Below are 24,652 nucleotides of genomic sequence, written 5' to 3'. Positions count from 1 at the left end.
AGATGACAATTTATCAGATATTAGGCATCGAAGCAGGTGCTTCAAAAAAAGAAATTAAGCGGGCGTATGCCCAAAAAGTTAAACAATTGGACTTATCTAAAGACATGGAGGCTTATCAGGCTTTGCGCAAAGCCTATGATGTGGCTTTATCAATCCAAGGATCCCCGGAAATCAGGCCTGAGTTTCAATCGGTTCCAGATGAGGCGGTGACTCAAGAGGAGATCAGTTTTACAGATGACGTGATGCAGATCGTCGAACTTAAAAAAAGTTTGAATCAGCTGTTGCGTGAAACCATGACTCAGGAGGCTTATTTTGATGATCAGGCTCTATGGGAAGATTTGTTGAGGCCTTTTTTAAATGAATCCCTCCAGCAATACGAAGAGACTCGCGAGCGCATGATTTATTTTCTTGTGGAAAATCACTATTTATTGTCTGATGAGGTTAAAAAGTCCATCACAACATTATGTGAATTAACGGAGGAAGATTGGCAGGCCTATTATGGGTATTGGGACTACAGAGATGTATTAGCTGAGAATCATCTGCGGTTTGCGGATTATCAGAATATTCCTAAAGGACAGCGTGAAACCTATTATCATTATCGCTACCAAATTTATCACTTTTTATCTGACGATCAGCCAGAGAATGCTTCAATTCGCTCGATAGTTGAAAAAGCCAAAGATTTTTCTTATTTGGACGATGATCTGCTTTATTTGCTAGCTCTTTATTATCTGGGGCAAAGCAAAGAAAAAATCAGTGAATCAAGCTCTTTAATTCTCAATTTGTTGTCAAGGATTGAGGGCACACGATATCGGCAAGACTGTGAAAAATTCGCTCGATTTACTCAGTATCTTAATGGCGAAAAAGTGACCAAGTTAACTTATGCTGAAATTAAGGAATTGGAGTGGGCGTCAGAGCGTTTAAAACGCTATTGGGTATCGTTGCTTTACCCAAATAAGGCGACCAAAGAAGTTAAGGTGACATCAACTAAAAGCGGTCCCTCATGGCAGTTTATTTGGGTGGCAATCGCCATTTTAGGGTTAATTGTCAGAGTTGGCGGCATGACTAGCACTCAGTCCAGTCGACCAATCAAGCCGGTGGATCAAGAGATTATGAGGAAAATCCAATCTGAATCTTTAATTGATAATGCTAGGAAATTTCGCAGCTTGAAAGTTTATGGTAGCTTACGATTTTTTGATGATCTATTTGAAAAAGAAGGAACAGCGGGGACGGATTCTCAGTGGAAGGAGGATTTCAGCGACGATGGATATGCGGCTTATTTGGTGTTTAAACAAAATAATCAGGAGCAAATTAAACAAATCAAATTGAGTAGTTATTTGGATCGAGAGATCTTCCATTCTTTTGCAGATCAAGGGTCGATCGTTCAGGTGCGTTTCCAACAATTACCTGATTTTACACTGGCGGTCTTTCTGAATTGGCAGGAGCAGATTACCAATCTCGCGTTTCAGCCTGATGATCAAACCTTGTCTTCACCTGGTTCTTATACGGCTTATGACTATTTTAGACGTGATTTAAACCAATATGGCTTGCCGAGTGAGACTTACTTGAAAGTGCTCAGTGACTTAGGGGCTGACTATTTTTCTGAGGAACTGCGTACTGAGATGATTTTGGTGGCAGAGGATGAGGACAAGCTAATTGAACTGAGAGGATTTGTCAATCAACCGGGTTATCTTTTTAGGTCAGAGCAGTTGGTTTTGGCTTTGAAAAAAGAAGAGGATATTCTCTTTATTGAGTTTAATGAACGAGAGAAACTGGCTCAGATTTATGGTGGTTCATTTGCTGAAGCCCCACAAGCCTATATGGATCAAGTAGCAGGGGCTAGTTTTGATTTTCCTAGTTAATCGAGAAAAAGGGGGGCGTGACTTGGCTCACACAATTGTAATCGAAAATGCGGGTGTTGCTGATTTACAGCAGATTTATCAGCTTCAGTGTCGTGTTTTTCATGAGGAACAAGGGATTCCGCTTGCTGATATCCCTTTGACAGCCGCCAAGGAGCCTCAGTGGTGGTGTGCTAAACTTGATCAGAAGATTGTTGGTGCAGTGGCAGTCTGGCGAGAAGACGGAGTGACTCACTGGGGGCGTTTTTTAGTAGCGCCTGCTTATCGTGGTCGGCATATTGGCAGCCAGTTAGCCCGGGAATCATTGGCCGCTATTTTTGCGCAAGGGGTGGAAAAAGTGACATTAGAAGCGCGAGCGAGCACGGTCAAAATTCTTTTAAGCTTAGGTGGCAGTGTGACAGGAGCTGAGAAGATATTTTATCAAGGGACAATTACGCCAATGGTCATCGCTCAACAGTCGTTTAGCCAAGGTAAGTGATGGTATTAAACAAAATAAGTGGGCAGACTCTCCAGATTTTGGAGAGTTTGTTTGCTTTGATCTGATGTTACTTTAATTGACGTATGCAAAAAAAATAAGTTTTGGTTGACAAAATGAAAAACGCTTACTATAATACAAGTTAAGACAAGTTGATACAAGTTAATACAAGTTGAAACGATGAAGGAGGATACTATGGAAAAAGAGATCTCTGAAAGCAATCCAACGCCACTTTATAATCAATTGGCTAATTTGATTGAAAATAAGATTTTGTCTGGTAGCTATCAATATGGGGAAAAATTGCCTTCTGAAGGGGAGTGGATGAGAGAGCATGACATCAGTCGGGTTACCGTTAGAAATGCCTTACAGTTATTGGTAGATCAAGGGATTGTTGAAAAAAAGCAAGGAAAAGGCGCTTATGTGGCATTTCCTGTTTATAAGGAAGCTTTTAATGCGGGTGGTAGTTTCACTTCAGCAGGGGTTACGTCTAATAAAACTCCCACTACTAAAATTTTGGAAAAGGAATATCTTAATTTAAGTGAGGGGCAACAAATTGAATTAGGATTTATGGCCTCAGAAATTATTTCTTTAAAGCGATTGCGAAACATTGACTATCAACCGGTTATTTTTGAAATCGACTATGTCACAAAAGAAATGGCGCCGATTATCGATGGGTTAACTGAGTCGGATTCCTTGATTGAAGTTTTAAAAGCAAAGGGTTATCAAATCAATCATTTTGACAATGTGATCGATGTGTCCCTTGCCACAGCTGAGTTGGCCCAGCAGTTGCAGGTTGAAGAAGGAACACCACTGCTTCATATTAAGCAACAAGTTTTGGATGCTTCTAGCAAACTGATTTATTTTAATGAGCAGTTTATCAATTCTAAGCTGTATAAGGCAGCGATTCGTTCTTATTAATACCAGGAGGAATATCAATGAAAAAATTAATTATCGCCACCCATGGAGAGTTAGCGCAAGGCTTTAAAAATGCTTTGGAGTTAATCGCTGGTAGTACTGCACAGGAGATCACGACTTATTCCTTAGTTCCTGGCAAAAGCGCCACCGACTTTATGGCGGAAATCGCCAAGGAAATGCATGCCCAGCCGGAACAGCAATTTATTATTATGGGAGACCTTTATGGGGCTAGTATTGTAAACGCTATGTTGAGTTTAGGCCATTATCCTAATGGGGTCCTGTTGTCTGGGGTTAATTTGGGATTGGCTTTGCAAGTTCTTTTAGATGGGTCGGAAGTTATCTCTGATGCCACAATTGATGAGATGATAGCTGAAGCCCAGCAAGGTATTCGGCGGATTCAGCTGGACCATGAAGCACTAGTAGATGAGGATTTTTAGAGAGGAAGTTAGCTAAAGTTGGAAAAGAAAACATTTTTGGATGTCTTTAAGACAAAAAAACCGATTATTGCGATGATTCATTTAAAAGGAGACTCAGAAGAAGAGATTCAAGAGCGAGCCAAAAAGGAGATCGCTATTTACGCTGAGGAAGGCGTCGATTGTATTATGATGGAAAACTATTATGGCGATTATGTCCAGCTAGAAAAAGCCATTCAGTACATCGTTTCCTTGAAGTTAGGGATTCCGATTGGGGTCAATTGTTTAAATCTGGATGCCATGGGTTTTTATTTGGCCAATAAATATGAGCTGGATATTGTACAAGTGGATTCAGTAGTGGGCCATGTTAAACCACGCGATGAAGCGACCTTGCAAGCGTTTTTCGATTTGGAACGCAGTCAGTCTAAAGCTTGTTTAATCGGTGGGGTGCGCTTTAAGTATCAACCGGAATTATCCGAAAAGAGTTTGGCGGAAGATTTGGCCATTGCGAAGACTCGCTGTGATGCGGTTGCAGTGACTCAAAATGCCACGGGAGAAGAAACCTCAATGGCCAAAATTCAAGATTTTCGTGAGGCCTTAGGGGCGTTTCCTTTAGTGGTGGCAGCAGGTGTGACTGATGAGAATGTTTTGGCTCAATTGGCGATCTGTGATGCGGCTATCGTGGGAAGTTGTTTTAAAGATACGAAAAAGGACACTGGTGATGTAAGTCGCGAAAATGTTCGGCAGTTTATGACATTAGTGAAACAATATCGGGAGGGATTGTAGAGATGACAGTAAAATTAGTGAGAGTGGATCACCGTTTGATTCACGGGCAGGTTGGCTTTACTTGGACAAAATTTTTACAAGCAAATTGTATCTTGATTGCTAGTGACGCATTGGTGAAGGATTCGTTGAAAATGACCGCTATGAAGATGGCCACACCAAGTGGCGTTAAGTTAGTCATGAAAAGTATTGAAGATTCCGTCACGGCCCTAAATTCAGGGGTGACGGATAAGTACAGCTTATTGATTTTATGTGAGTCAGTGGAGGATGTGGCCAAGTTAGCTAGTCAAGTGCCCGCGATCAAGGCAATCAATTTAGGCGGCATGAAGGATGGGGCTGATCGTAAGCAAGTCTCAAAATCCGTCCACTTATCACCAAGTGACATTGAGTTGATTCAGCAGTTGTCAGCAACGGGCGTTGAATTAACAGTTCAGATGGTGCCTGATGAACAAGCTGTTAACATCGCTAAATTGATTTAAGGGGGAAAAATAGATGGAGATTTCAGTTGGGAATATCGTTTTAATGTTTTTAATTGCACTGTTTGCTTATATGCACAGTTTCTTTGGTTCAACTATGTGGAATCGACCAATTGTGGTCGGTCCTTTAGTGGGACTTGCTCTTGGTGATTTAGAGGCTGGTTTAAAACTAGGGGCTACTTTGGAATTAGTCTTTATGGGTGCTTTTCCAGTCGGTGCTAGCAATCCCCCAGACTTTGTCTCAGGGACGATTATTGCCACGGCTTATGTGATTATGAGTGGTCAATCGATTTCGAGTGCGGTTTTATTGGCAGTGCCGATTGCCACCTTGGTTCTATTAATCGACAACTTGCAGATGACATTTCTCTTGACGCATGCCAGTCATCAGGCAGATAAATATGCTAAAGAAGGGGATATTAAAGGGGTTGAACGGACTCAAATTTTTTATTCTATTTTAAATAAAGTGATCTTGGCCCTTGTGGTAGCCGCAGGGTTTGCCCTTGGTGTGCCAGCGATTGAAAAGATTTTGTCTTTTGTGCCAGAATTTATTACTCACGGGTTGGATATTGCGGCTGGGATTATTCCAGCAATCGGTTTTGCTATGCTAGCTAAAATGATGTTGACTAAAAAAATGGTGCCATTTCTGTTGTTAGGTTTTCTATTAGCGGCTTACTTAAATGTCACGGTTGTTGGGGTGGCGCTTTTCGGGATTGTGGCGGTCATGTTAATGATGACCGTTAGTGAAAATAAAAAACAGGAGGATTTTGTCGATGACAACGAATTCTAAGCCAGCGAATGAGGTAGCAGCAGGATCAAAATTAACACGGAAAGACTTTTGGTCAGTGTTCTTTCGGTCACTGACACTGGATGCGTCATGGAACTATGAACGGATGCAAAACTTGGCGTTTGCTTATACCATGGGCCCGATTATCAAGCGGCTGTATCAAACGAAAGAAGAGCGGGCCTTAGCACTTCAGCGGCACTTGGAATTTATGTCGATTACCCCTCATGTTTCCACTTTGTTATTTGGCATTACTAGTGCCATGGAAGAAGAAAATGCTCGTAATAGTGAGTTTGATTCTTCCTCAATTAGTGCTGTTAAATCCAGTTTGATGGGGCCGATTGCTGGTGTTGGTGATTCCTTTTTCTGGGGCACACTGAAAGTTATCGCCACAGGGATTGCGATCTCCCTGTCCAATCAAGGCAGCATTTTTGGCCCGATTGCCTTTTTATTGATCATTAATGTGCCACACTTTATTTTGAGATACCTCTGTTTGGATAAAGGTCTCAAGTTTGGTGCCAAATTTTTTGGCGAATTAGGCGACAGTGGCTTAGTTCAATCGATTACGCAGTCGGCGTCCATTCTTGGGTTAATGGTCATCGGCGCTATGACGGCGTCGAATGTCAACTTTGAGTTAACCATGAAAGTGGGTGGTGGCAAGATTGCTGAGTCACTGCAAACGTATGTGGATCAAATCATGTTAGGTTTTTTCCCTGCTGTGTTCTTTTTGATTATTTATTGGTTATTAGGAAAGAAAGTTAAAACGACGACGCTATTATTAGGGGTTATTCTGTTTTCAATTTTAGTGGCTCTAGTGGGCTTAGCGTAAAATAGGTTTGAATAGATGGTTTCTATTGAATAGAAGCCGTCTATTTTTTACTGCCCACTAAATATCTATTAAATAACCCAATCAGGAGGTAGAAGCCAAAACTTTGGCCTCGACAATTGCATTCATGAAAATTGCCTCCTATATATTGGATTTAGTGGGATGACTGTTAGAAAAGGCCATCCCTTTTGTGAATTATTTCCTCGGGTTTTAAAAGACATTATCTCCTCCATGAATGATTAATATTTAGTAGAATGGTGATTTTTTTTTATTTTCTTTATCAAGTAATAAATTGACAATTGGATAAGTAAGCAGATTACCATGATCGTGAGAATCAGAGAACTAGTTTCAAAAGGTTTAAAATACGATGACCACTGTTCAATATTTGCAATTCTTTGGTTTAACGTAATTGAAAGAAAAGTGGAGACAAAACTTCCAACAATGAGAGGAAGTATCACTTTTTGTTTATAGGAAAGAACAAAAAGGAGCAGATAAACGATTCCCATAATTAACCAACCGATCATCGATCGAAAAAAGAAATCTAAGTACATGGCTAGATAAATGAAGGGGAAGCTATAAACTAATGTTAGTAGCAGTCTAATTGTTTTATTATTCATAGGGACTCCTTGTTGTATAAGATTGATAAGTGCTTAGTAGTATCGAGACTTATCGGTGAAGATCAAAACTAAGTAAAAAAGGCTCATAGCCTAAAGGCCATGAGCCATAAATATTAAATGGTTTTTTTAAACGTAATCAGAAAGGCGCTTCGTGTAGCGACTACGTTAGGCATGTAAGCATGTGTAACGAGCTCCCATCCTTGTTGGGCTCTTGAATTAATCAAGTCGTCAAGTAGTTTCAAATCTTTTTCATTTGCGCTATCTTTAATCCACTTTGTAGATGTTTCTAAAATTTCACTTTTGTATTCGTACATATAATCAGCCTCCTAGTTATTGTATACTAATTATACGATATATAATATACAGATGGCATTACAATGTTGTCATCTTAACCATGTGCACAAACTACAGATTTAAGGAAGTGGTTGATGATTGGGAGAAAGTTTACAGGCGATGTTTGAATAGTTAAGTCAGTTGTGACCTTACTATTGATCATCTTTGCATCGTAAAGCAGGGATTAAGGTGTTGACGCAAGAGTTGCAGTTAGTATACTTTATGCCAATGGTGGGGTTGGAGTTCGCTAAGTTTGGCAAACTTCAGATCTAAGACACTGTCTGATGTCAAAGCACACATCACATCGTTTCCCCAAAACCTCAGTCTTTCTAAACAAATCCCACAAGGCGAGAGAATCTTCAAGGGAGACATTTCATCATGTCTAACAAGGCAAATTGTATGAGTGATGTTTTTGTTCTGATTGGCAGCTTCTAGCATAGAACCCAATTCCATACAGACACTAGAGCCTTCATTTGGAAAATCAGGGGAAATGCTCGTAAGTATGTCATTGGTATCTAGCAGAACACCGGCTACACCTCCCCAACCAGTTGGATACCTGTCAATCAATTCGTTTTTGACAGCGTTAAGTAGTCTTTGTTCGTTTGTCATTTTAATTCTCCTTTTGCTTTAGTTAAAGTATCTTAGGTGACAGTTTTAAAATGAGATAAGTGCGTAATCAATGCAGCAAGATAAAAGTCTAACTATGAATTATTTTTCGAAGATCGTTTTCCAATTTTTTATATTGCGGGTTTTTTATTGTACCATCATTGTTTGTTGCTTTCAGAAAAATTAGGGTGATTACTATGTGCTAGAAAGATAAAAACCACTTCTTAAACAAGAAGTGGCACCTATTAATCTATTTATTGAAAGCCAACTGCCACACATTCCGTTAATCTATTGGCACTAAAAAACACGTTGATGACATGTCCATTTTGAGGTGAGTAACCATCGTTTGGTTTGTTGTCATTAAACTCTTTTAGGCTGAATATTATCACTTTTTTAAATGTCATAGTTTCACCTCCTATTCTTTTTCAGCTGGAATCGGCTTTCCAGCTAAATCAATTAGTGGCGTGAGGCCAATCCCGCCTGAAAATGCCACCATTAAGTACTGAACGCCAGTTTCGCTATCGGTGATAATATGAGCTGCTTTCCCAAAACCTTGTAATTTATCACTCGTTAATTCAAATCTATTAGTCATCAGTGTAACTTCCAATCATTTTCTAACATCATCGTATCAAATCAAAAGCTGATGAGTGGCTAAAATGCTTGAAGGGTAAGAAAATTACCCTCAATGATATCTAATACTAGAGTTGTGGCAAGCCTAATTAGAATGGAGGGATTATTCTGGAGTGATAACTTCAGGTAAATTGGAGTCAATCGTCCCATTATCATCAGGCAAGTAATCGTGATAAATTTTGCTTGAGTCGAGGGTTCTAATTGTTTCTTTTTTTAAGCTGACGTCTTTATTTTCAGTTGGGGAGCAGCCACTGAGACCAATAAAAGCCAGGATCAGGATTGTAAGAGAAATATATTTTTTCATGTGAAACCTCCTTATGCGTTTTTTATTTCTATCACGGGAAAAGAAAAGTAGTGGTTCAATCGCAATTTGCTGACAAGTCTGTTGTTTCTAATGATGCGGTACTTGTGAACTGTCAAACTCGAGTACTCATTGGGTGATCATCGTTAAATTGAACTAAGTCCCAAAGATTACCATATAAGTCTTTAAAGACAGCAACTTTTCCGTAATCGGCGTGTTTAGGAGGTCTAATAAATTCTATTCCTTTAGCTAGCATCTGTGTATAATCTCGCTCAAAATCATCTGTTCCTAAGAAAAGAAAGACTCTCCCGCCAGCTTGGTTGCCAATGAATTCTTTTTGAATTGGTTTGGCTGCTTTTGCCAATAAAATAGTGGTTCCACTAGAGTTTGGCGGTGCAACAACTACCCAACGTTTGTCTTGTTCTGCTTGGTAGGTATCTTCAAGCAATAAAAAATTTAATTTCTCGGTATAAAATTCGATAGCTTCATCATATTCGTTGACGACTAAGGCTATGTGTACAATTGATTGTGTCACTATTAGCACCTCTTTTTTTATGGGTTTTATCTTACAAAAGACTGAAAGTAAGCGTTTTTTAATACCCGATATAGCTTCCTAAGGGCCATTACTAAAAATAAGCCAGCCAGCTATATATAGGCCAAGGTAGGTAATGATAACTAAAGCTGAAATGACTAGCGGAATCAATGCAAATTTAGAACGAGTATTTCTAAAGAGCATGAGCGACATGATGAATGACAATGTGTTTCCCACAAAAAATAAAATAGGAACTCCAGGGTATAACGACTGTATGATATTGGAATCCGTGAATCTTGATATTGCATAAAGTTGAGGAATAGTGCTAATTAGGGAGAGAATAATCAAAAAACAGGCTGATTTTGAATTCTTTCGGGTCATTTTAAATACCTCTTTTAATTTATTGTACCATAAAAATGGTGCCGTCATAATTTTTGTGAACAGTAAATTCCAAAAAAAAAGCAATCAGTTCTCATTGCAAAAAGTTACTTTTTATTTTTTGGTTTTGAAGCATAGAGAGCTAAAAAGATACAGGCGCTTACCAGCCAAATTATTTTCATGCGATCCCTTCCGTCCTTACGTTATGAGCTAAGGACGGAAGGGGGAGATGATTTCTTTAAAAAGCTACTTAAAGTTAGACTCATTCTTTTTTTTAGTCTTATTTTTATAAGCGTAATAAGATGGTTTATTATCAAAATATATTTCTTCAACAAAGTGGATATTTTCCTCAGGCAAATTTTCTATAATAGCAGGAGGGATGAAAAAGGCGTTGGCTGGTTTAAAGTGATCAAATAACGTCGTGCCACAATTTGAGCAAAACCCGCGTTCAGCGACTTCTGAGGAGTTAAATATGGCTAGGTGTTTTTTTGAAATAAATGTTACATCATTAGCACATTCTAAACTGGCAAATCCAGTAGAGCCTGTCAATTTTCTACACATTGAACAATGACAGACGACTAAGTCTAAATTTTTTAACGTAGCCTGAAATTGAACAGATTTACAAAAGCAACTACATTTGTATGTTGACATACAATCACTCTCCTGTTGATCGATTAATAATGATTCTTTTAGAGTTAACGTGGGCTGAGGTTATGATTCTTTACGATAGGAACTATCAATAAGAACGAATAACTGATTGTATTTGTTGAGAAAGATAACTGATAGCTGTTCAAAAAAGAGCTGGTAGCAGATTTTTTTTGAATATCAGAAAATAAAAAACTAAAAAAATAACGACAGTAAACACTAAGTGATTAATCCATTTTTTTTGAAGGCAAAGGTATATGATTTTGAAAATTGTTTACCAAAAAATTTTCCGAAAGAAAATTTCATCTTAAAACCTCCCTTATAAAGTAAAAGTTATTTATAAGTATATGTCAAGAAGGATGTAATTGCTAGAGCAATTAACAATCATTTTTGATTTTCACGTTGAATCAAAAAGGGGAGCAGAAGAGGTTGTAATTTCACTAAGGGAGTTTTAGTGCTTTCTATACACGTGATTAAACTTAATGAAATTTTACAGATAAATCAGCTTTAGAAAAATTTCGATAAAAATGTAAGTTACTAGGTTCAACGATAATTTGATAGCTTTCAAATGTAAATTCACATATTTCACCAACAAGTGTGATTTCACCTAAATTATGTTGACGTTCAAACGATAAGAATTCTGTCCCGATTAAATTTGGAAGATGACTTTCGAATTCATCAGTGTAGTCTAGTCCAGATTCCCAATCTATCCAACTAGTTATATTGTCAATGCTGATAATGAGTTTAGGGCATCCTTCGGAAGAATAAATTGCAGGGGTATTATTGTTGTTCAACCAACAATAAACGTATTCAAATTCAAAACATAAGTATGGAGTTTTGAAGTAGCAATTAACAATTGGAGCATCATGGAATGAAAAAAAATTATCAGTATCGTGAGTGATAACAGTCAAAAGTATCCCGTCCTTTCCCAAGTAGGTATTTACAAAGATTATAGCATAGAAAGTTTGTCAAAATAATTGATAGGAATAATCAAAGAGGTTTTAGTAATACCTAGAAGATTTGAAGCTTAGTGTTGACAGTCCAGTGAGAAAAAAAAAGATGCTTCAAAAAAATTATTTCTTTTTTTCAGTTCATCTAAAACCTTTAAAACAATTGGAAAGGTGTTATCACTATTAATAGACTTTATATCGACAAAGATAACCCCTGAAGAATCGTTAGCGCCATCAATTACTTGTTCAGGTATTTCAGTTTGCGCACTAAAATCAATTTCGATATCATATAATGCAAACACATGATGGACACAATTAGAATCGTCTGTAGGTTGTACAAACGAATCGTAGATTCTATTATTTTTATAAGATAGTATGTCATAGCCAGTTTCTTCTTTGACTTCCCTAATAAGTGTACGAACTAGGCTTTCTCCTTCTTCTTGGCTGCCACCAGGAAGATCAAAGCTGTTTTTGTATGGAAGTAATTTTTCATTTTTTATCAAGACGCCATAGACGCCAAAGTGGTTTGCTATTTTTTTCATGTACATAGCTCCGTAGATATTTTTTATCGTGAGTAGTATAGTTTAACAAAAATTGTGTAAAGTGCAAAAAAGAGTCCAGTTTTAATTACTAAAAAGGAACTGTAAATAATTTTTAAAAAAGCTCACCGCATATATGCGGTGAGTAAATGACATCAGAGTGTTTTTCTAAATGTAATCAGGAATGCGCTGCGTGAGGATGTAAGGATAGGCATATAGCCATGAGTGACAAGTTCCCATCCTTCTTTGGCGCGTAAATTAAGGAGAGCATCTAATTGTAACAAATCTTTTTCATTGGCACCGTCCTTCGTCCATTTGACACTTGTTTCTAATAGTTCAGTTTTGTATTCAAACATAAATATTACCTCCTAATATTTTATGAGGTGATGATAGCCAAAATATTAGGAACTTATGAAGAATATGCTTAAATGGTTTCAAATAGTACGTGAATGGTCGTAATTGATAAAATTACGGAAAATAAAAACCCTCTCCTAAGACAACTTTTTGTTGTTTTAGCTAAAAAACGATGGGCAGAGTAGCCAACAAGAATAACTGATAGTATGACCAACTGAGAAATAAATAGCTTCCAATTGTTAACATCGTATTCTTTGTATGTTGGCATAAAATTAAAGAGTAGCATGACAAAAATAATATCAATAACAATAATTATCCCTAGCTTTTTCATGATAATTCCATGTATTGTATGATCATGCAATAATTTGAGATGATGCGAAAGTAACAAAAAAACCAAATATTTTATTTGAGAATTCAATTTTAAGGTCACGTTGTAAAAATATCAGATCAGAACTTTTGATAAAAACAGTCAGAAACTCCATAAAAATAGAAATGAATGAAGAATCGTGGTGGTTAATTGTGATTGAATCATGAAGTCAGTAGGAAAAAAGACCATAATTGTGGTCTTAATTTTTAGTCAATTTTTTCTTTCTTTTTGCTTCTCGAATGATCATACAAATTGACCAAACAACGGCTGCTAATACTGCTGTATCCATAGTTAATTCCTCCTGTGTGCTACTTGATGAATTAACTATACCAAGAATTAGGAGGATTCAACTCGAAATTGCTAACATGGTCTTACACTTTTGTGATAAAAAGGGGGGTTATAGAACTTATGGTTACTTAAATACTGATCAGCTACTATTCTTTATCTGCTAGAAGTAATTTGCCATTAGAGTCAAGTTGAGGTGTTATACCAGTACTAGGTGCGAAAAGGTATTGAACGCTCGTTTTTGTATCGGCAACAATTTGATAAAGATCATTATGAGCTTCAGTGATAAACCGTTTTTCTTTTTTAGTCATGAAATGAACTCTCCTTTCAATTAATCATTTTAATTGGGCCATAAATGAAGGGTGGTCAAAGAGAAAGGGAAGATTAACCTAACGAAGAACTTTTTGATACATCAGGGATGGGTGTTTAGGTAGTGATGATAAACTTAGGTGACAGGGGTAAGAATCAAAAGCAAAAAAATAAACTTGGAATTAATTCCAAATTTTGACGACTTTACCAAAAATATTAGCTTTCTTAATCCAACCGTTTACGTAACCATGATTATTAGAAATTTGATACTCGATAGTACCGTTGCGATTTCTAATAGATGAAATTAAGTGTGTGTAGTAATTTCCTTTGACTTTACAAAAAACAATATCTTTAATCTCTAAAGTAGTTTTAGCTGTAACAGGAATTAAACTAACAGGTTGATTAGATTTAATAATTGGCAACATAGAATTTCCTGCTTCTTTATACTTTTCAACGGTTTGCCCGTTTTGAAGTAGTGAAGCAAAATAGCTTGCTTTTGACATATTTACCTCCGTTTCTTACTAAAAGAATATCATTTTAGCTGATTTTTGTAAAGGTGGCCTTCTATTAATCATGATGGAACTGAAAAAGCTAGGATAAATTATCCTAGCTTTTTTGGGGAGTGAGTTTTTTAGCAATCAGCCATTTTCCAAGGGGAACAATAAGGAGAATAATAACGACGCTAGCTTGAAAAATGGTAAACGGTAATTGTTTCTCAAAGAAATAGCATAGGAGTAATAGTGCAACCGAGGTAAGGCCTAAGCTGATGTTTTCTTTTGGAATATTCATGAGATCATAGCCTCCAATCAATGGGTTTATTATCCTAACATTAACATCTATGCTGTGATATTTCTAGTGACAATTCTGTCATAATAACCGTTAAATGAAAGGGTTTAGGGGGATAAAAGCCTAACAAGCTCATAGGCAATAATCGGCATGGCAGTAGTTGTGGAACATCAGAGGTTTGCTCGAAACAAACGTTCTGCCCAAAAGCTGTAACTCACGTTGAGTATTATTGAAAAAAGAGGCACCAACTTAATCTGTCATTGTTAAGCTACAAGACTAACAGATTAAGGGGAACTCAAAGAAATAAGCCAAAAGTTGAGGGAGAAATGCTTAAAAACGCCAAAGTTCCCCATTAAATTTCAAATCGTTTAAAAAGAACGTCCTTTAATAAGCATGACAAGCAAAATACCAAAAGTGGCGCCAATCGAGCCGCCTTGTAATAATGTCAACGTGGTATAGAGTTTTCCCAAGTCTTTTTTTTGAACAAAGGGCATAAGAAAGATTAAAACGAAACTAATGGTTGATAATAGAAATAATAATGTTAACAAATAATCACCTCTTATTTTTTATATTTTAATTGTACATTAAATTAGGCTGGATTGATACCAATTTTATATAGGAGAAAGGTTATGCTGTTACCAGAGTTAGCGGCCTGAGAAAGTCAAATAAAAAAAGTTTAACTAAATGGTGTTGAAGCCAAAGTTGATCAAATCTCTCTAAAAAGACAGATGTATGGTAATGAGTTGCTTTTAGCAAAGCCAACAGTCATGATAAATTAGGATTTTGTTTGGTTTAGTTAAAATAATTAAAGAGAATGATCGACTGTTATGGTCTATATTGTCCTTTTTCTTAATATAGTACCACTATTGACGCACATTTTGCATGTTATTGCCGTTCGTATAAGGTTTCCTTTGTGGTATAATGAGTAGCGATTTTGTCATATTAACCACAATTAAATTAGCTGGATTATACTCTTAACAAGCGGGATTAAGATGTATAAAGGAGAAGGAGATTCAAATGAAAAAAGTTAGCTTATTGTTAATTACCATTTTTGTCAGTGGCCTTTTTTATGCCCCAACCATTTTTGCGACAGATGAGGTCTCCTCAGATAATATCGCTGAAATAAGCAGTGATGATCAGGAAGGAACAGAGCCTTTTGAAGAAGCGCCTTCGGAAAACACCGAGGCCATTCCCATCCAAACTACTAGTATAGAAACGGGGAATACCTTCCAAATTCGTAAAGAGATTAGCATCACCACGCGAAATGATGATGCTGAAACAAACTATTCCTCTGTTAATTTAACCAGTACTGGTCTTGACTTACATGGCCCAACTACTTATGACACTTTTTTACGGTTTAGTAATCTTAATCTCCCAGCTGGCGCTATATTAACGAATGCTTACTTAATTTTTACAGCTCGTAATGTGTCGACGTCTCCTACTCAGTTCCAAATTTTCGGAGAAACCAGTGAAGCTACAGCTTTTACCTATCAAGGTGCTACCTTTAAAAATCGTCAGATGAGTCAGAATTTTGTAGAAGTCCAAACACCTGCAAAAGTTGCCGTCAACGATCAATTGACAACGGAAAGTCTGATGGCGATTTTTGATGAAGTGAGTTCACAAAAGGCGGGATTGGATGATGTTGTTTTTAAAATCGTCGGTAGCAGAAGTGGTAGTTATATCGCGCGTTCTTTTGAATCTAATCCGACCTTTGCCCCAAAACTAGTCCTTGAATATGAGACTGAACACGATCAAACCATCGTGACAACGAGCGTTAATTCAGATGATGCTGAAGAGTTTGGCATTGGTTTAGCTGTAACGACAAGCAGTAACCTGGAGATTGGTGGCCATTACGGAGTCCCTTCAGCAGGCAATAAACAACAAACTGGGATTCGTTTTAATCAAGTGGAACTGCCTGAAAATGCGGAGATCGAAGATGCCTATCTTGAGTTTGTGACGGCTACCACCACTAGCCGACCTGCCACTGCTAATATGGAGATCCGCGCAGAGCTTGGAGAGCCTGAAACCTACAAAGGGATTGCAAAAAATATCAGCAATCGCTCATACAGCACTTTAGCTATTCCGTTCCAACAAAGCAACTTTACAAGTCGCAACACGACAATTCGAACACCTAACTTAAGCAATATCATCAATGAAACGCGCTTAGCCGGGTGGCAGTCGGGCCAATCTCTGGCGTTTAAAATTGATGGTGATAATTTTATCGGCAGTGTTTATTCCTATGGTTCAACTAATCCACCTCGACTAGTCATTAATTATCGATACAGCGATACGCCTTTTACTTTAACCGATGTTATCTCTGATCCCCAAGAGATTAAAGAAGTCTTTATCAATGAAGTCGCGGCTGAAGGAAGTGTTGCTTCAAAGGCGGGATGGTTAGAATTATACAATCATCACGATCAGCCAGTGTTATTAACGCCTGAAATAGCCCTTACGAGTAAAAAGAAACAATCGAATTTGGCAAACCTCTTAATTCCTGCTAATGGATTTAAAGTTATTTACATGGATCAGCAGCCTGATTTAGGTAATGATCACGGGGCTTTTTCTCTAAGTGGGTCTGGGACGGTAAACTTGATCGATACGAGTGAGCCATCCATGCGTACAATTGATTCGTTGGACTACTTGAAACAAAAATACAACCAAACCTTCGGACGTAAACCGGACGGTAGCGACCAAGTGACGTTGATTAACCAGCCTAGTTTCGGTCAATCGAACAATCAAGCTAAAGCTGATCAAAGTCTAAGTTTCAGCCATACTCGTGGGCTTTATTCAAGTTCCTTCCAACTGGAATTAGTAACGGACCCTGCTTTAACAATTCGTTATACGACTGATGGTAGCGATCCAAGTGAGACAAAAGGAACCATTTATCAGAAGCCTGTGGCTATTAACCAAACAACGGTTGTAAAAGCCTATGCCTATAGTGATGACTATAACACAGGGGTTACAGCCCAGACCTATGTCTTTGAAAATAACTATCCTAATGAAAAAATCAGTGGCTATCAGTGGCTATACAAAGGGAACATCACGACGGAGGAATACGCTCTTGGTATGAAACAATTTCCGATTGTCTCTATGACGAGCAATTCGACTGCTTTAACCTTACTGGATAGTTTTGGTACCTTTGAATATATTGACAATCACACTGAAAATGGCAAGGGCGATTTTTTCAGTTTATCGGCTAATAAAAAATTTGGGCAAGTTAGCGCGTATCAATACAACTCAGGTGTTGCGGCTAAGTTCAATCGCAACGCTCTTACAAAAAAGGCTAATTATCCGTTCTTTGAAGCGACACCTGGTGAACCATATCCTGTTGTTAACAAGTTTGCCAAACTTGAATTAAAAGAAGGTCAAGATGGCCCGCAAAATGATATTTATGGCTTAGGTTATAACCGTTATGACGAATTAGTCACCAATACATTAGCCAGCCAAATGGGGAAAATTGCGTTAAGCGCTCGCTATGTTAACTATTTTTACAATGGCAAATACATGGGCATTAAAACTCTTCGAGAAGATTTTGGTGAGAAAATGTTTGAAGAGTATTTCGGTGGCAACGACAGTGATTATACTAAGATCCGTTTTCAAGATGGCTATTTTCCTTATGGGATAGTAGAAGATGGGGATTTAACGGTTTGGCCAGCGATTAAGAAAATACTTGCCACAAAAGATTTTCAGGAGGCTAAAAAGTACATCGATGTTGATGACTTTATTAAAACACAAATTCTCTTTATGTTTGTTGATACTGAACGAGAAATTGATGCAGTGGTGGAAAATGCCGTCTTAGAAGGAAAAAGCGATGCTGTTAAAATGACTTTTAACATCAATGACACAGATGGGGCTTTCCACAATAATAATCTGATCGGTACAGGTTTTTCAGCTCTAGCCGGTGGTGGGACGTATCGTTATAAATGGAATATTGATAGCATTTCACGGAAGGGACCTGGGGGACTTTTTGGTTTCTTTTCTGGCGACAGTACAATAGCGACGGCTGGTAATTTAGAATTTAAAACTCTTGTTAAAGATGAGGTATTAACACAATTTGGACCGGTAACTAGCAATCTATCTCAATCAACGACCCCTCTTTCAATTAGCAATGTCACTAATCAAATTCAACGCAATATCGATGAATTGAAGGATGCTTACAAACTTGACGCCGCCTTTATGGGCGCCAGAAAAACGATGTATCAAGACTGGTTAAATCAACAAGTTAAAATACTCAATCAAGTACCTGATCGTGTCCAATTTTCACTTGATATGTGGGCAAAATATCAGATGGCCCATAGCTATAAACCAGTGGAAATCAGTCAAGCAGCCGCTGAACTTAAATTGACCAACCCTAATCCTAATACGATCACCTATTACACATTAGATGGCTCTGATCCAATGGGAGCGAATGGGGTGATAGCGCCTCAGGCTTTTGTGTATAAAGCTGAAACCAAGTTACCTGAAGACGCGCAATTAACGATTCGAGCATACAGTGCTAATAATTGGGGACCTTTGACCAAACATTAATCACGAGATAACATGACAGCGACCCCTCTTCGAAGGCCAGATTTGACTTCCCAGAGGGGTCGCTGTGTTAACTACTTCCTGTTAATAGTAAAGTAAGCTAGCAGTAGTTCGCTGGTCGATCATCAAAAATCAGCTAAAAAATCAAGTGTACAGTCAAATGCTTGTTGGCGCGCAAGTCTACATAAGGGTTTATTGTTACGCTCTAAGCGGAATATAGAGTAAATAAGCTGGTGTGTTGGCGTGAGAAAGTGACTAGCTGGCGAAAATGTTTTATGGGAGTAATTGTATTTAAACTTTTTTTCCTCAAGTCTGTTAATAATTAACTCATTCATTCGCTTGGAAGGCCATACGACGTCTTCCTTGGCAGATAAAAGGAGAATAGGACCTTTGATATTCTCGACGTGGATTACTGTGTTTTCTGTCATTTCAACTTCAAGCAACCGATTAAAACTGTCAAAATAATTCATCTCACCATTTTTTATTAGAGTAGAGAAGAAGCTTGGCACAGCGCCACTGGTTGATACGTAGGGTACCTCGTTGTCGCGCCATTGCCAACTAGATTTTCCTGATGATTTAAGATTCCAAGTTAACCCTTCGAAAATACAGCACGAACCTGAGACGGCAATCACCCCGTTAATTTCGGCGATTAATGAGGCAGCGAGAAGGGCAAGTTCTGCTCCTTTAGATAGACCGTAAACAATAATTTTTTTTGTCCCGCTGTTTTTAAGCCAGTTTACCGCATGTTCGATGGTTTCCACTGGAATGTTTGATAGTGAACAGCCCGTTTGGATCGTTCGGAAATAGTAAACGGCTAGGGCCGATATTCCGATAGCGCTGAAAGACTTTGCCACGGAATTAGTGAAGGCTACACTACCTTCACTGCCACCTAATACAAGCAGAGCTATGTCCCGCTGCTGACTGGCGAAATAGCGACCTTGAAATCCGTCTCGATTAATGGTTGTTTTTGTCATTTGAATTGTCTTCAAAATGAAGTCTCCTTTCAAATTTAATTAAGAGTATCATTCCTTATATAAGTCCTCTTAAGTGATTTGGATTAGTCATTCAAAGCCAGTATAAAGGATTTTTTTGTTCGTGAAAAGTAGCAAAGCACAACTTGTGAAGTGATTGATTCTTCACAAAATCAACGGTGTGTTGTTAGTGGGATTGTCTGTTAAGAAGGGAGGCTATTTTTAAGTAAGTGAGCTGGTATTATCAATAGTCAAGACCAAATAATTTGGCAAAAAGCCTAACGATCAATTGATTCGTTTATCGAGAGTCAAGAAAGATCCTTTGTGGCCTGCGGCATGTTGATTGATTTATGTAATGGCGATAAGAAGGTTTTATTTAAAGATAATTTTTAGTAATTGAATTGATGCCTCAAATATGGAGTCTGAGAAAGTGTTATTACTGGGAATTTTAAGTTTGACTATTCTGTCACAAGTGCCCCTCTTGTTAACGTATCAGCCATTCTTATGGTCACTGATGTTTTATATTAACTTGCACGAGACAATGGTTGCGACATTTGAAGGAGCTATGTTCCGTCAGCATCTTTTCATTATCGGCATTTTGTTTTGCTATTAATTGTGCTAACTTATTGGGTGTTAAATGATGTCAGGGGAAAGCAGACTAGAGCTAAAGGTGTTAGGCAAGGATAATGATCGCGACAGTTGGTGTGCATGAAGAAATCTTATGGCTCAATACTAAAGATAGAGCCTGACAGACGAGAATCTAGTAGGTGTATCGGTTATTTTGGATTGATAGATGTAGATAACTATGAGAAAATTAAGAGAGAATAAGTGGGTGAGGCTCTTAAACTTTAAAGCCTATTTATGAATGACTGGAAGAAGGGGTAGAAAATGAAGGTTGATGAAATTACACTTTATTTGCGCAATCATGCGTCAGACAAATTTAAGCAGAACGTTGTCAAATTAGGAATTCCCGAAGAGCATACGTTTGGTGTTCCAACGCCTGAGTTGCGCAAATTGGCCAAAAAGCTGCCAAAGGAAAAAGCGTTTCTAATCGAGTTATGGTCAACGAATTACCATGAGTGCAAAATCTTGTCTGTGCTTGCCCTAGAACCGAATGAATGCACTGAAGCTGATATCAATATGTTGATGGATGGCATCATTTCATGGGATTTATGTGACTTATTTTGTAAAACGATTTTGATTAAACGGCCTGATTTTGACCAAAATATCACGAAATGGATTAGCTCTGATCAGCTATTTTATAAGCGTGCTGCCTTTTCTTTAATTGCTAGCACGTCTACTCACGCGGCTTTAACCATCGATGAGATCAAAGCATATCTGGAATTAATCGCAAACTATTCTGAGGATGAACGTTTATTAGTAAAAAAAGCGGCTTCTTGGGCCCTTCGAGAACTTGGGAAAACGAGTGAAGCTTCTAAGGAATTGAGTGTGCTTACGGCAAAAACTATGTTAAAACAAGCATCTAAAGCTAAACAATGGGTGGCTAAAGATGCCTTAAAAGAGCTGGAAACGTTGGTTGCTGTTAGTGGACGGACGCGACTTATTTCCTCAAAATCGGCCATGGGGAAACAAGTTAACGCCATTAGTGAGAAATGAAACGCTCGTTTGTAGTGGTCTTTTTTGCCATTTTTTTATGCTATACTGAAAGTCTAAAAGATGTTAGGGGGGAATGAAATTGGCTAAGATTGGTATCGTTGAAGATGATCCCTTGCTAAGAGAAGCCTTAGTCATCGGTTTGGAGCAAGTTGGTTATCAAACGGTCAGTGGTTCGACGGTCAAAGAAGGCTTAGCCATGATGACAGAAAAGCTTGATTTATGTATATTGGATATTAATTTACCTGATGGATTAGGTTATGAGATTGGCAAAAAAATGCTGATGCCTGTAATTTTTTTGACTGCCCGTGACGAGGAGTCAGATATTTTGCATGGTTATGATCTAGGGGCTGAAGACTATATCGTCAAACCTTTTTCTTTAGAGGTGTTAAAGCGACGAATTAAGGTAATCTTAAGTCGCAATCAGCTTGCCGAGAGCTATCATTATGGAGAGTTGTCCTTAAATTTTTCGGAAAAGCAAGTCTACTTCCAAAACGAATTGCTTAAATTAACGGCGAAAGAGTATCAGTTATTGCTTTTTCTTACCTCTCACGAAGGCCAAGTTTTATCAAAGGAAACGCTTTTGAGACATATTTGGGACGTGAATGGTGATTTTGTTGGTGATAACACAGTCAGTGTGACGATAAATCGGTTGAAAAAGAAAATTGAACTTAAGGCCGAGGGACCAGATTTTATTCGGAATATCTTTGGCATGGGGTATGTGTTTGGGAGTAACCAATGAGAGAACAGCGACTAGCAAAAAAATACCCCCTCCTATGGTTGTTGTTAACGGTGGCATTTGTTGCAATGATCTATTTTGTTTCTCAGAATTACTTGGTCTTACTTTTGGTATTGTTAATGAGTGGCGGTTTTTGGTTGCTAGGCCTTGGTCAAGGGCGACAACAGGAAAAAGAACTGCAGTTTATTGCCGATTTGTTGCGAACGTTTTTAGAGGGCCGTCTGATGTCAGAGAGCTCTCAGCTTAAGTTGAAAGAGACCCTAAGCGGCAAGATTAGTCATGAATTATTGCGCTTAGAAGAGCAATACAGTGGCTATCAGGCCAAAATCAATCACGACCAGCAGGTTTTGCAGCAATTAATTAGCGATATTGCTCATCAGTTGCGAACTCCTTTGGTAAATATCAAAACATATAGCAGCTTGCTAAAGCAGTCGGCTGATTTGTCAACGACTGAGCAAACGTATGTTAACGCCATTGAGCTGTCAGAAAGTCAATTAACATTTTTGATCGAAAGTTTTATCAAAATGTCACGCTTTGAAAATGACCTAATTCAATTAAAGGTTTCGCCAAATAATGTGAACGAGCTGTTGTTGGCAACGGTCTTTAGCCTTCATTCTGCGGCCTTAGGGAAAAACATTGACATTAAATTTGAAAATAATGAGCCAATTATTGCGGACTATGATTCAAATTGGTTAGGCGAAGCGCTGTTTAATGTTTTGGATAATAGCATTAAATACTCTTTTGAGGATAGTGTGATTAGTTTGCAAGTTTCGCAAAATGAGATGTTTACTGTGATTAGCTGTCGCGATTGGGGAATTGGCATTGAACGGGGTGAGGAACACGCCATATTTCAACGCTTTTATCGAGGAGAAAGAATCGATAATCAGGCTGGTTTTGGGATCGGCCTTTACTTAGCTCAAGAAATCATGTTAAAACACCATGGATTTATCAAAGTGACTCGTGAAGATCAGGGCCTAACTGTGTCCTTGTATTTTTAACAGGGAAGATAGGTTGGTAGAAATTGTCTACTCCCTTTGAACTAGGGCCGTCGTTAGTTACTAGAACTGAATCAAAGGATTGTTGGTTTTTATGTTTTCTAAACTTGATTCAGGCAGTGACAGTGCAATTTCTCAAACTGTTGATGATAGACTTAAGAACGTTCGAATGGTCTTTGTTTAATCGAACCCAAAAATAGTAAAGAAAAGGCAATGCCAGATTAGGTAATTGCCTTTTGTTATGTTCTATTTGGTAGAGAAGATGGGATTGCTCAATTTTTCTAATACAACTGTTAGAAGGTCACTCCTTTTTTGATTTTAATGAAACGATCTTTGATGTCTTATCAGAAAATGAAAATTGTACTTTTTTGGCGCTATTAGGAATGTCTTTAAAGTAAATTGCGTTATGGGAATTGGGTTCAAAATTGACTTGAAAACCTAAATCAATCGTGGCATTTTTTTGAATGTCAGCGTCATATTCTTGATAATTAAGGGTGCTGAAGTCCTCAATAAAATAACTATGAAGGGTCGTTTCAATCCACTGGTTATTGGCGTTGGCATAGTGAAGTGATTTCAACGAAAAATTTTGGTTGGTAGACATATTGTCGACAATAAAAAGCCGAGTGTTCTCTGAGTTTATTGATAAAGTGTCAACTGATGAAGGGGGGGCAGTTTTATTTATTACTTTTTTTTCTTTGGTTTTGAGGTCAGTGCTATCTGTTTGATTAACTATAATAACGAGTGCGATACTTACAGTTACTAATAATGTTGATATAATAGTAAATTTTTTTTTCATTGAATATCTCCTAAATTGATAGTAATTCCATTGTAGCACATCCTTAAAGTCGGTACTAAAGGCAATTATTAATGGTTAGGTGTCATAGTTACAATTGGCTATCTTTTTTGGTTTGTTAGCAAATTGTTAGAAATGGTTGTTAAACTCAAGATAACCAAGAAAGAGGAGTGGAGTCTCATGAGTATTATACAAACGGTTGATTTAACAAAAACCTATGGCGAAAAAACGAATCAAGTTGACGCTTTGAAACAAGTCAATTTGTCGATTGATGAAGGGGAATTTGTGGCGATTGTCGGCAGTTCTGGCAGTGGCAAAAGCACGTTGCTTCATCTGATCGGTGGGTTGGATTTTCCCACAAGTGGCGATGTGTTGATTCGGGGGCAACATTTAAGCCAAATGAAACAAACTGAATTAACGATTTTTAGACGACGTAATTTAGGTTTTGTTTTTCAAAGTTACAATTTGATGCCGATATTATCGGTTTATGAAAACATTGTCCTCCCATTAAAGTTAGACGGTGTCACAATTGACGAGGAGTTTGTCATGGAAGTGGTGGAGAAATTAAAAATCAGTGATAAATTAGCACAAATGCCCAACCAACTTTCTGGTGGACAGCAACAACGGGTGGCAATTGCTCGAGCTTTGGTAGCTCGGCCAACGATTATTTTGGCGGATGAACCGACTGGTAATCTTGATTCGCAAAATACGATTGAAGTGGTTGGTTTTTTGAAGACGTTGGCTTTTGACTTTCATCAAACGATTGCCGTGGTTACCCATGATGAAAAAGTTGCTCAGCTAGCTGATCGGATCATCAAAATTGAAGATGGTCAGATTGCGATCGGAAAGGAGTAATCAA

The 24,652-nt window shown here is 38.0% G+C and carries 31 protein-coding genes; 14 read left to right on the top strand and 17 right to left on the bottom strand.

Annotated features, from left to right (window positions below):
• Positions 1-2 precede the first annotated feature (2 nt).
• The 8 genes from I6N95_RS07955 (at position 3) to I6N95_RS07920 (ending at position 6,528) form a co-directional block, all read left to right on the top strand.
• On the top strand, positions 3-1,859 hold the full coding sequence (locus I6N95_RS07955; protein WP_209526478.1) for a J domain-containing protein: 1,857 nt from the start codon (positions 3-5) through the stop codon (positions 1,857-1,859).
• A 22-nt stretch (positions 1,860-1,881) separates the two neighbouring features.
• On the top strand, positions 1,882-2,334 hold the full coding sequence (locus tag I6N95_RS07950) for a GNAT family N-acetyltransferase (RefSeq protein WP_209526476.1): 453 nt from the start codon (positions 1,882-1,884) through the stop codon (positions 2,332-2,334).
• A 192-nt stretch (positions 2,335-2,526) separates the two neighbouring features.
• Entirely contained in the window at positions 2,527-3,249 is a 723-nt protein-coding gene (locus I6N95_RS07945) for a GntR family transcriptional regulator (RefSeq protein ID WP_209526473.1), read from the top strand.
• A 17-nt stretch (positions 3,250-3,266) separates the two neighbouring features.
• Entirely contained in the window at positions 3,267-3,683 is a 417-nt protein-coding gene (locus I6N95_RS07940) for a PTS sugar transporter subunit IIA (RefSeq protein WP_209526471.1), read from the top strand.
• 18 nt (positions 3,684-3,701) lie between these two features.
• On the top strand, positions 3,702-4,445 hold the full coding sequence (locus I6N95_RS07935; protein ID WP_209526469.1) for a BtpA/SgcQ family protein: 744 nt from the start codon (positions 3,702-3,704) through the stop codon (positions 4,443-4,445).
• 2 nt (positions 4,446-4,447) lie between these two features.
• Entirely contained in the window at positions 4,448-4,921 is a 474-nt protein-coding gene (locus I6N95_RS07930; RefSeq protein WP_209526467.1) for a PTS sugar transporter subunit IIB, read from the top strand.
• A 13-nt stretch (positions 4,922-4,934) separates the two neighbouring features.
• Entirely contained in the window at positions 4,935-5,705 is a 771-nt protein-coding gene (locus tag I6N95_RS07925) for a PTS mannose/fructose/sorbose/N-acetylgalactosamine transporter subunit IIC (RefSeq protein WP_209526465.1), read from the top strand.
• Positions 5,689-6,528, top strand: a complete 840-nt coding sequence (locus I6N95_RS07920) for a PTS system mannose/fructose/sorbose family transporter subunit IID (protein ID WP_209526464.1) — start codon at positions 5,689-5,691, stop codon at positions 6,526-6,528. The genes I6N95_RS07925 and I6N95_RS07920 overlap by 17 nt, the downstream gene beginning before the upstream one ends.
• 727 nt (positions 6,529-7,255) lie before the next feature.
• Here I6N95_RS07920 and I6N95_RS07915 read toward each other — a convergent pair.
• The 15 genes from I6N95_RS07915 to I6N95_RS07845 form a co-directional block, all read right to left on the bottom strand.
• Positions 7,256-7,456 (bottom strand): DUF4177 domain-containing protein, encoded by a 201-nt coding sequence (locus I6N95_RS07915; RefSeq protein ID WP_209526463.1) that lies wholly within the window; start codon positions 7,454-7,456, stop codon positions 7,256-7,258.
• A 229-nt stretch (positions 7,457-7,685) separates the two neighbouring features.
• Entirely contained in the window at positions 7,686-8,084 is a 399-nt protein-coding gene (locus tag I6N95_RS07910) for a cytidine deaminase (RefSeq protein WP_209526462.1), read from the bottom strand.
• A 251-nt stretch (positions 8,085-8,335) separates the two neighbouring features.
• Positions 8,336-8,485: a hypothetical protein gene (locus tag I6N95_RS07905; protein ID WP_209526461.1), complete on the bottom strand. Its 150-nt coding sequence runs from the start codon at positions 8,483-8,485 to the stop codon at positions 8,336-8,338.
• Between the two features lie 11 nt (positions 8,486-8,496).
• Complete coding sequence (locus tag I6N95_RS07900) at positions 8,497-8,673, bottom strand: DUF6440 family protein (protein ID WP_209526460.1); 177 nt, start codon at positions 8,671-8,673, stop codon at positions 8,497-8,499.
• Between the two features lie 141 nt (positions 8,674-8,814).
• Entirely contained in the window at positions 8,815-9,015 is a 201-nt protein-coding gene (locus I6N95_RS07895) for a hypothetical protein (RefSeq protein ID WP_209526459.1), read from the bottom strand.
• 112 nt (positions 9,016-9,127) lie between these two features.
• Positions 9,128-9,547 (bottom strand): VOC family protein, encoded by a 420-nt coding sequence (locus I6N95_RS07890; protein ID WP_209526457.1) that lies wholly within the window; start codon positions 9,545-9,547, stop codon positions 9,128-9,130.
• A gap of 621 nt (positions 9,548-10,168) precedes the next feature.
• On the bottom strand, positions 10,169-10,573 hold the full coding sequence (locus I6N95_RS07885) for a GFA family protein (protein ID WP_209526455.1): 405 nt from the start codon (positions 10,571-10,573) through the stop codon (positions 10,169-10,171).
• 473 nt (positions 10,574-11,046) lie between these two features.
• Positions 11,047-11,478 carry a hypothetical protein gene (locus I6N95_RS07880; protein ID WP_209526452.1) on the bottom strand — a complete coding sequence of 144 codons (432 nt, stop codon included), beginning with the start codon at positions 11,476-11,478 and terminating at the stop codon, positions 11,047-11,049.
• Between the two features lie 116 nt (positions 11,479-11,594).
• Positions 11,595-12,059: an NUDIX hydrolase gene (locus I6N95_RS07875; protein WP_209526449.1), complete on the bottom strand. Its 465-nt coding sequence runs from the start codon at positions 12,057-12,059 to the stop codon at positions 11,595-11,597.
• Between the two features lie 152 nt (positions 12,060-12,211).
• Entirely contained in the window at positions 12,212-12,412 is a 201-nt protein-coding gene (locus tag I6N95_RS07870; RefSeq protein ID WP_209526447.1) for a DUF4177 domain-containing protein, read from the bottom strand.
• A 68-nt stretch (positions 12,413-12,480) separates the two neighbouring features.
• On the bottom strand, positions 12,481-12,741 hold the full coding sequence (locus I6N95_RS07865) for a hypothetical protein (protein ID WP_209526445.1): 261 nt from the start codon (positions 12,739-12,741) through the stop codon (positions 12,481-12,483).
• 470 nt (positions 12,742-13,211) lie between these two features.
• Entirely contained in the window at positions 13,212-13,373 is a 162-nt protein-coding gene (locus tag I6N95_RS07860; RefSeq protein ID WP_209526443.1) for a DUF6440 family protein, read from the bottom strand.
• Between the two features lie 180 nt (positions 13,374-13,553).
• Entirely contained in the window at positions 13,554-13,874 is a 321-nt protein-coding gene (locus I6N95_RS07855; protein ID WP_209526441.1) for a hypothetical protein, read from the bottom strand.
• Positions 13,875-13,977: 103 nt separating this feature from the next.
• A complete protein-coding gene (locus I6N95_RS07850; protein WP_209526439.1) occupies positions 13,978-14,160 on the bottom strand; it encodes a hypothetical protein in 183 nt (60 codons plus the stop codon).
• A gap of 365 nt (positions 14,161-14,525) precedes the next feature.
• The gene (locus I6N95_RS07845; protein ID WP_209526437.1) at positions 14,526-14,705 is read right to left on the bottom strand and encodes a hypothetical protein; all 180 of its coding nucleotides are present in this window, start codon (positions 14,703-14,705) and stop codon (positions 14,526-14,528) included.
• Positions 14,706-15,174: 469 nt separating this feature from the next.
• Here I6N95_RS07845 and I6N95_RS07840 point away from each other — a divergent pair, with 469 nt between their 5' ends.
• Positions 15,175-18,684, top strand: coding sequence for an FN3 associated domain-containing protein (locus I6N95_RS07840; protein ID WP_209526435.1), 3,510 nt, complete (start codon positions 15,175-15,177; stop codon positions 18,682-18,684).
• A gap of 122 nt (positions 18,685-18,806) precedes the next feature.
• On the opposite strand, the gene I6N95_RS07835 is transcribed toward I6N95_RS07840, so the two are convergent.
• Positions 18,807-19,670: an acyl-CoA thioester hydrolase/BAAT C-terminal domain-containing protein gene (locus tag I6N95_RS07835; protein ID WP_209526433.1), complete on the bottom strand. Its 864-nt coding sequence runs from the start codon at positions 19,668-19,670 to the stop codon at positions 18,807-18,809.
• A 412-nt stretch (positions 19,671-20,082) separates the two neighbouring features.
• Here I6N95_RS07835 and I6N95_RS07830 point away from each other — a divergent pair, with 412 nt between their 5' ends.
• The 4 genes from I6N95_RS07830 (at position 20,083) to I6N95_RS07815 (ending at position 23,003) form a co-directional block, all read left to right on the top strand.
• On the top strand, positions 20,083-20,265 hold the full coding sequence (locus I6N95_RS07830; RefSeq protein ID WP_209526430.1) for a hypothetical protein: 183 nt from the start codon (positions 20,083-20,085) through the stop codon (positions 20,263-20,265).
• Positions 20,266-20,540: 275 nt separating this feature from the next.
• Positions 20,541-21,269, top strand: a complete 729-nt coding sequence (locus I6N95_RS07825; RefSeq protein WP_209526428.1) for a DNA alkylation repair protein — start codon at positions 20,541-20,543, stop codon at positions 21,267-21,269.
• A gap of 79 nt (positions 21,270-21,348) precedes the next feature.
• Positions 21,349-22,008, top strand: a complete 660-nt coding sequence (locus tag I6N95_RS07820; protein ID WP_209526426.1) for a response regulator transcription factor — start codon at positions 21,349-21,351, stop codon at positions 22,006-22,008.
• The gene (locus I6N95_RS07815; RefSeq protein ID WP_209526424.1) at positions 22,005-23,003 is read left to right on the top strand and encodes a sensor histidine kinase; all 999 of its coding nucleotides are present in this window, start codon (positions 22,005-22,007) and stop codon (positions 23,001-23,003) included. The genes I6N95_RS07820 and I6N95_RS07815 overlap by 4 nt, the downstream gene beginning before the upstream one ends.
• A gap of 298 nt (positions 23,004-23,301) precedes the next feature.
• On the opposite strand, the gene I6N95_RS07810 is transcribed toward I6N95_RS07815, so the two are convergent.
• Positions 23,302-23,796 carry a hypothetical protein gene (locus tag I6N95_RS07810; RefSeq protein WP_209526420.1) on the bottom strand — a complete coding sequence of 165 codons (495 nt, stop codon included), beginning with the start codon at positions 23,794-23,796 and terminating at the stop codon, positions 23,302-23,304.
• A 177-nt stretch (positions 23,797-23,973) separates the two neighbouring features.
• On the opposite strand from I6N95_RS07810, the gene I6N95_RS07805 reads away from it, so the two are divergent.
• Complete coding sequence (locus tag I6N95_RS07805) at positions 23,974-24,648, top strand: ABC transporter ATP-binding protein (protein ID WP_209526419.1); 675 nt, start codon at positions 23,974-23,976, stop codon at positions 24,646-24,648.
• The last annotated feature ends 4 nt before the right edge of the window (positions 24,649-24,652 follow it).

It is taken from the genome of Vagococcus allomyrinae (genome assembly GCF_017829975.1).
Classification (GTDB): domain Bacteria; phylum Bacillota; class Bacilli; order Lactobacillales; family Vagococcaceae; genus Vagococcus_D; species Vagococcus_D allomyrinae.
The sequence above is the reverse complement of the archived record's forward strand: the minus strand, read 5'-3'. Positions and strand labels throughout refer to the sequence as shown.

What these genes read in the sequence shown, in the direction of transcription:
- I6N95_RS07955 (WP_209526478.1), top strand. Translation starts at nt 3, where the DNA reads ATGACAATTTATCAGATATTAGGCATCGAAGCAGGTGCTTCAAAAAAA.
- I6N95_RS07945 (WP_209526473.1), top strand. Translation starts at nt 2,527, where the DNA reads ATGGAAAAAGAGATCTCTGAAAGCAATCCAACGCCACTTTATAATCAA.
- I6N95_RS07940 (WP_209526471.1), top strand. Translation starts at nt 3,267, where the DNA reads ATGAAAAAATTAATTATCGCCACCCATGGAGAGTTAGCGCAAGGCTTT.
- I6N95_RS07930 (WP_209526467.1), top strand. Translation starts at nt 4,448, where the DNA reads ATGACAGTAAAATTAGTGAGAGTGGATCACCGTTTGATTCACGGGCAG.
- I6N95_RS07925 (WP_209526465.1), top strand. Translation starts at nt 4,935, where the DNA reads ATGGAGATTTCAGTTGGGAATATCGTTTTAATGTTTTTAATTGCACTG.
- I6N95_RS07920 (WP_209526464.1), top strand. Translation starts at nt 5,689, where the DNA reads ATGACAACGAATTCTAAGCCAGCGAATGAGGTAGCAGCAGGATCAAAA.
- I6N95_RS07915 (WP_209526463.1), bottom strand. Translation starts at nt 7,456, where the DNA reads ATGTACGAATACAAAAGTGAAATTTTAGAAACATCTACAAAGTGGATT.
- I6N95_RS07910 (WP_209526462.1), bottom strand. Translation starts at nt 8,084, where the DNA reads ATGACAAACGAACAAAGACTACTTAACGCTGTCAAAAACGAATTGATT.
- I6N95_RS07905 (WP_209526461.1), bottom strand. Translation starts at nt 8,485, where the DNA reads ATGACATTTAAAAAAGTGATAATATTCAGCCTAAAAGAGTTTAATGAC.
- I6N95_RS07900 (WP_209526460.1), bottom strand. Translation starts at nt 8,673, where the DNA reads ATGACTAATAGATTTGAATTAACGAGTGATAAATTACAAGGTTTTGGG.
- I6N95_RS07895 (WP_209526459.1), bottom strand. Translation starts at nt 9,015, where the DNA reads ATGAAAAAATATATTTCTCTTACAATCCTGATCCTGGCTTTTATTGGT.
- I6N95_RS07885 (WP_209526455.1), bottom strand. Translation starts at nt 10,573, where the DNA reads ATGTCAACATACAAATGTAGTTGCTTTTGTAAATCTGTTCAATTTCAG.
- I6N95_RS07875 (WP_209526449.1), bottom strand. Translation starts at nt 12,059, where the DNA reads ATGAAAAAAATAGCAAACCACTTTGGCGTCTATGGCGTCTTGATAAAA.
- I6N95_RS07870 (WP_209526447.1), bottom strand. Translation starts at nt 12,412, where the DNA reads ATGTTTGAATACAAAACTGAACTATTAGAAACAAGTGTCAAATGGACG.
- I6N95_RS07865 (WP_209526445.1), bottom strand. Translation starts at nt 12,741, where the DNA reads ATGAAAAAGCTAGGGATAATTATTGTTATTGATATTATTTTTGTCATG.
- I6N95_RS07860 (WP_209526443.1), bottom strand. Translation starts at nt 13,373, where the DNA reads ATGACTAAAAAAGAAAAACGGTTTATCACTGAAGCTCATAATGATCTT.
- I6N95_RS07855 (WP_209526441.1), bottom strand. Translation starts at nt 13,874, where the DNA reads ATGTCAAAAGCAAGCTATTTTGCTTCACTACTTCAAAACGGGCAAACC.
- I6N95_RS07850 (WP_209526439.1), bottom strand. Translation starts at nt 14,160, where the DNA reads ATGAATATTCCAAAAGAAAACATCAGCTTAGGCCTTACCTCGGTTGCA.
- I6N95_RS07840 (WP_209526435.1), top strand. Translation starts at nt 15,175, where the DNA reads ATGAAAAAAGTTAGCTTATTGTTAATTACCATTTTTGTCAGTGGCCTT.
- I6N95_RS07825 (WP_209526428.1), top strand. Translation starts at nt 20,541, where the DNA reads ATGAAGGTTGATGAAATTACACTTTATTTGCGCAATCATGCGTCAGAC.
- I6N95_RS07815 (WP_209526424.1), top strand. Translation starts at nt 22,005, where the DNA reads ATGAGAGAACAGCGACTAGCAAAAAAATACCCCCTCCTATGGTTGTTG.
- I6N95_RS07810 (WP_209526420.1), bottom strand. Translation starts at nt 23,796, where the DNA reads ATGAAAAAAAAATTTACTATTATATCAACATTATTAGTAACTGTAAGT.
- I6N95_RS07805 (WP_209526419.1), top strand. Translation starts at nt 23,974, where the DNA reads ATGAGTATTATACAAACGGTTGATTTAACAAAAACCTATGGCGAAAAA.